The organism is Sandarakinorhabdus sp. (assembly GCF_031422795.1).
Classification (GTDB): Bacteria; Pseudomonadota; Alphaproteobacteria; order Sphingomonadales; family Sphingomonadaceae; genus Sandarakinorhabdus.
This window is the reverse complement of the sequence record NZ_JANPML010000021.1, coordinates 1-5,001: the sequence shown is the minus strand read 5'-3', so window position 1 is coordinate 5,001 and position 5,001 is coordinate 1. Positions and strand designations below refer to the sequence as shown.

Here is a 5,001-nt window from a genome sequence, read left to right as displayed (position 1 = left end):
CCGCCAGCGCGCTCGGCCAGATCGGCGACCAGTTGCAGCGCCGAAGGCGGAAAGCCGCGCGCGCCGCTGGGTTCGCCGCGCGCCATCGCCACTTCGCGCGCGCCGTGGACGACGCGGCTCAGGCTGTCGAGGATCAGCAGCACCTGCCGCCCCTGCCCTCGGAACCATTCGGCGATGGCAAAGGCGCGCTGCGCCCCTCGCACCCGACACAGCATTGCATCGGATGCCGGCACCGCGATGGTGACCGTGCGTGCGCGGGCTGGCCCGCTGAGTTCGGTGTCGATGAAATCGCTGATTTCGCGGCTGCGTTCGCCGATCAGCGCCATCACCACCACATCGGCTTGCGCCCAGCGGGTAATCTGGCCGAGCAGCACCGATTTGCCGACGCCGGTGCCGGCCATGATGCCGATACGCTGGCCGATGCCAAAGCTGAGCAGCGCATCGATGGCGCGCACGCCCGTCGCCAACGGCTGCGTCACCCGCGCCCGCGCCTGCGGCAGCAGCGGCGGCGGCGTTGGCGATACCGAAGCGCTGGCCGTGATCGGCCCCAGCCCGTCAAGCGGCCGACCCAGCCCGTCGATCACCCGGCCCAGCAGGCCCTCGCCCACAGCCACGCCGCTGCCGCCGGCTTCGGGAAGCACCAGGGCGCCAGGCGCAATGCCCGGCAGCGGACTGAGCCCCATCATCAGGGCGCGGCCATCGCGGAATCCGATGATCTCGCCGGTCAGTCCGGCCGGACCAAGGGCGACACGATGGCCAATACCGGCGCGCACGCCCACCGCTTCCAGGATATTGCCGTCAGCCGCCACCACGCAGCCGCCGCGCCTGATCGGCAGCGCCGGCACGGCCATTTCAGCAAGCTGGCGGGCAAGGCTGGCGGTCACGCTCATGCCAAAGCCTTCACGATGCGGGCGAGCCGTTCTTCGATGCCCGCTTCGATGCGATAATCGGGCGCGGCCAGCACGACATGGGCAGGCGGCAGCGCGGTGTCGGGCGCTGTGCTCAGGCCGGGCGGCAGTTCGGGGCCGAGCAGCGCCAGCGTGTCGGGATGCGCCATCAAGGTGGGCAGTGCGCCGTCGCCAACTTCGGCCAGCGCCGCCTCCACCAAGGGGGCCAGCACCCGGCGGCCGCCGGTCAGTTCCGCCATCAGCACGGTGCGCGCCACGGCTTCGACCAGCCCGACCAGCATCGGGCGCAAGGCAGCTTCATCAATGGCGGTGGCGCTGCGGGCGGCAGCCGCGGCGTTGGCCAGCGCTTCACGCAGCGGCGTCAGCGCGGCATCAGCCGCAGCGCGCCCCGCCGCTTCGCCATCGGCTTGACCCTCGGCACGGCCTTCCACGCGAGCCTCGGCCAACAGCACCGCCACATCCATTTTGGTGCGCGGCGGCGGCGCGGCGGCCGGCATCAGGCTGCTGAGCAGGCGCGCCAGCCCCGGCGCGCCTTCGCGCAATTCGGGCGAAACACCGGCCAGCAAGGCGGCAAGGCGGGGATCATGAGCGGTCACAGCATTGCCTCCGTCGATGTGGGCAAGGTCAACGCGCCGCTGTCGCCCAGACGGCGCACGGTGCGGCACAAGTCGCGCTGGGCGGCTTCGACTTCCGACCGCTTCATTGGCCCGCGTTCGGCCAGTTCATCCTGCAGCTGCGACGCGGCGCGTTTCGACATGGCGCCAAAGATGAAGTCCTTCAGGGTTGCATCCGCACCCTTCATGGCGATGGCCAGCTGCGTCGGATCGACTTCGCGCAGCACCAATTGCATGTCTTTCTGGGACAGGCCGATCAGATCGGCGAAGATGAACTGCTGCGCCTCCAGCTCGGCGGCCAGATCGGCATTCAGCGTCATCAGCGTTTCCAGCAGCGCGCCGCGCCCGCGCGCCTTTTTAATGACGGCGGCGGTGAAATCGGTGCCCGCCAACTGGGTGTGATCGCGCCTGGTGCCGATGCCGCGCAGCTTGGCTTCGATATCGGCTTCCAGTGCGGCCAGATCATGGATGTTGACCGGGGTCAGCGTTGCCAGCCGCGCCGCCACTTCGGGCTGCAGGGTTTCGGGCAGCGCATCCAGTGTTTGCGCTGCGCGGGCTTCGGGCAGATGCGCCAGCACCACCGCGATGGCCTGCGGATGTTCATCGGCAATCAGCTTGGCCAGCGCCGGCCCGTCCACCCAATCCAGCACGGCAAAGCGCCGGCCCTGCGCCGGCGGGCCGATCTTTTCGATCATGGTTTCGGCGCGCGGCGTGCCCAGTGCCATGCCCAGCCGATGCCGCAATTGCCGGCCCTGGCTGTCGAGTGCCGCCACCTGCGCGGTGCGCGCAAGGAATTCATCCAGCACATGATCGATGGCGAGCGGATCAATCTCCGCCACGGTCAACATGGCCTCGCCCACCTGCTGCACTTCGGCCGGGCTCATGCCGGACAGCATTTCGGCGGCCTGCACTTCCTCCAGCACCAGCAGCAGGATGGCGCATTTCTGCGCACCACTCAGGGCGGCGGCCGGGCTGGCGAGGTCGATGGCCGTCATGCCTCGTCCTCATCGTCTGTCGCGGCGGCCGCCGGAGCTGCCTTGGCCGCCGCCGGGGCCGGCGCAGTGAGATCGGCCAGCAGCATCTGCCGCGCCACCGCCATCGCCCGGTCACGGTCACCGGTCACCAGCGTGCGCGCGATATCAAGCTTGCCGCTGTAATCGCGGGCCGCCGCCGGGCGCAGCAGTTCGCCGCCGTCGATCATGGCTTCCACCGCGGCCTTGTTGGCGGTGCCTTCGGCAAACAGGCTGGGCGCGCCCGGCGTTCCGTTGCGCGACAACACGGCGGTGGCCGCCTGCGCGGTGGCAGTGGCCGCGGCGGCCAGCACGGTGCGACGGCGCCACAGGAAGAAGGCAACGACGATGCCCAACAACAACAACCCGGCACCGGCCACAATGTAGAGGCCATAATCGCGGACAACGGGCGTTTCATACCAGGCCGCCGGCACATCGGTTTCGCTGACGAAGCTGCGCGTCTGCACCTCCACCAGATCACCGCGCGCTGCATCAAAGCCAATGGCGCCGCGCACCAGCCGCTGGATATTGGCGAGTTCCTTGGCACCGCCTTTTCCGACAGCGGCCGCATCCAGCACCACCGCCACCGACAGGCGCTTCAGGCGCGGGCCGCCGGCGCGGGTGACGGAGACATCCTTGCCGATCTCGAAATTGCGCGCGGCAGTTTCCGATGTGGCGGAACCACCCACCGCAACCGGCGCCGGTGCCGGCGGCGGATTGCCCGTTACCTGCGCCGCTTGCGGCACGGTGTTGGTGAGCGCGCCGGGGATCCCGGCGGCGGCGGGCGGCGTGCCGTCGCTGTTGCGGCTGGTCTGTTCGGAACGCACGGTTCCGGCGGGCTGGAACCGTTCGCTGGCGGCTTCGTTTTCGCTGAAATCCACATCGGCGGCGACTTCTGCGGTGAAGCGGCCGGGCCCCAGTATCGGCGTCAGCAGTTTCACCAGCCGTTCGCGCACCAGGCTTTCCAGCCGCTGCTGATAGGCCAGATGCTGGGCATCACCCGACACGCCCGCCGACAGCAGCGCGCCCGATTGATCGACAACGCTGACCCGGTCGCTGGCAAGGCCGGGAACGGAGGTGGCCACCAGCCAGATCACCGCGCGCACCTGGGCTTCGGCCAGGCTGCGGCCAGGCGACAGGGTGACGAACACGCTGGCCGACGGCGCAGCGCGGTCGCGGATGAACACCGATGGTTCCGGTGTTGCCACATGCACGCGCGCCGCCTTGACGCCGTCGATGGCTTCCACACTCATCGCCAGTTCGCGCTCCAGCGCCTGCTTCAGCCGCGCGGCCTCCACCGAACGCGACGCGCCCAGCGGCATATCGGCCAATGCCTGCCCGGCGGCGGCACTGGCTTTTGGCAGGCCCTGGCCGGCGAGCAGGATGCGGGCGCGGGCGGCGTCACCGGCGGGCACTTCCACCGTGCCCGTGTCGGGATTGATGCGATATTCGAAGTTGGCAGCAGCCAGCGCGTCACTGACCGCGGCCGCATCGGCTTCGGCCAGACCGGCATAAAGTGGCCGCCAATCGGGCTGGCGCAGGCTGAAAAACGCCAGCGCCGCCGCCGCCAGCAGCGCGATGACCAGCAGCGCCGGACGCGCCTGCTGCACGGCCGGGCTGGCCCACAGGCTGCGGGCGCGGCCAGCGATGGGGGCCAACGCCGGCGGCATGGACAGGCCGGATGCGGCGGGCGCCTGGGCGGTGATGGCTGCGGCCTCGCTCATCAGCTCACAGCGGCATGTTCATCACGTCCTTGTAGGCACCGACGAGGCGGTTGCGCGCCTGCAAGGTGGCTTCAAAGGCGATGGCGGCTTTCTGGCGGGCGATCATCACGCTGGCGAGATCGTGGGTCTGCCCGGTTTCGTAACTGTTGGTGGCGGCGGTGGCCTGATCCTGAATGCTGGAAACGCTGCGCAACGCCTCGTTCAGCGCGGTGCCGAACTGCGGCTGTTCCGGCGCGCCCGGCGCACCGATGCCCATTGGACCCTTGGGCAGGCCCTGGGGTTGCCCAAAGCCCTGCAAGCCTTCGTTGCGCGCCAATATCTGCTGGCGCAGCTTCAGGATCGCCGACGTATCAACCGCAGCCAGCATCATTGCACCATGGCAGCCGCATCATGCCCACCCCGTTGCGCCGCCAATTTGTAGCGCAGCGTGCGTTCCGAAATGCCAAGCCGGCGGGCGGCGTCGCGGCGGCTGGCGCTGGTGGCGAGCGCGCGGGCGATGCTTTCCTGTTCGGCGAGGCGCATCTGGCCGGGCAACGGCAGCCCGATGCTGGAGGGTGGTGGCGGCATGCGCGTGTCGATCAGCAGGTGGCGGGCGCTGATATCGGGCCCGTCGCACAGCACCAGCGCGCGATCGAGCACATTGCCCAGTTCGCGCACATTGCCGGGCCAGGCGTGTGCCGCCAGCCGAGCGCGGGCGCAGGGGGTGAGCCACGGCACCAGGCCACATCCCACCGCGCGGTTCAGC

The 5,001-nt window shown here is 69.8% G+C and carries 5 protein-coding genes and 1 pseudogene; all 6 read right to left on the bottom strand.

Going from position 1 to position 5,001, the window contains the following annotated elements:
• Window positions 1-890 (bottom strand): annotated as a pseudogene (fliI, locus tag RMO81_RS01080) (flagellum-specific ATP synthase FliI); the annotation flags it as partial.
• Complete coding sequence (locus RMO81_RS01075) at window positions 887-1,504, bottom strand: FliH/SctL family protein (RefSeq protein WP_310473876.1); 618 nt, start codon at window positions 1,502-1,504, stop codon at window positions 887-889. The gene RMO81_RS01075 and the pseudogene fliI, both read right to left, overlap by 4 nt.
• Window positions 1,501-2,517, bottom strand: coding sequence for a FliG C-terminal domain-containing protein (locus RMO81_RS01070; RefSeq protein ID WP_310473875.1), 1,017 nt, complete (start codon window positions 2,515-2,517; stop codon window positions 1,501-1,503). The genes RMO81_RS01075 and RMO81_RS01070 overlap by 4 nt, the downstream gene beginning before the upstream one ends.
• Window positions 2,514-4,256, bottom strand: a complete 1,743-nt coding sequence (fliF, locus tag RMO81_RS01065) for a flagellar basal-body MS-ring/collar protein FliF (RefSeq protein WP_310473874.1) — start codon at window positions 4,254-4,256, stop codon at window positions 2,514-2,516. The genes RMO81_RS01070 and fliF overlap by 4 nt, the downstream gene beginning before the upstream one ends.
• Window positions 4,257-4,260: 4 nt before the next feature.
• Complete coding sequence (gene fliE, locus RMO81_RS01060; protein WP_310473873.1) at window positions 4,261-4,626, bottom strand: flagellar hook-basal body complex protein FliE; 366 nt, start codon at window positions 4,624-4,626, stop codon at window positions 4,261-4,263.
• A partial coding sequence (locus tag RMO81_RS01055; protein WP_310473872.1) for a helix-turn-helix domain-containing protein occupies window positions 4,623-5,001 on the bottom strand: 379 nt, incomplete at its 5' end. The genes RMO81_RS01055 and fliE, both read right to left, overlap by 4 nt.

Coding starts and splice junctions, on each gene's coding strand:
- RMO81_RS01070 (WP_310473875.1), bottom strand. CDS start 2,517: ATGACGGCCATCGACCTCGCCAGCCCGGCCGCCGCCCTGAGTGGTGCG.
- fliF (WP_310473874.1), bottom strand. CDS start 4,256: ATGAGCGAGGCCGCAGCCATCACCGCCCAGGCGCCCGCCGCATCCGGC.
- fliE (WP_310473873.1), bottom strand. CDS start 4,626: ATGATGCTGGCTGCGGTTGATACGTCGGCGATCCTGAAGCTGCGCCAG.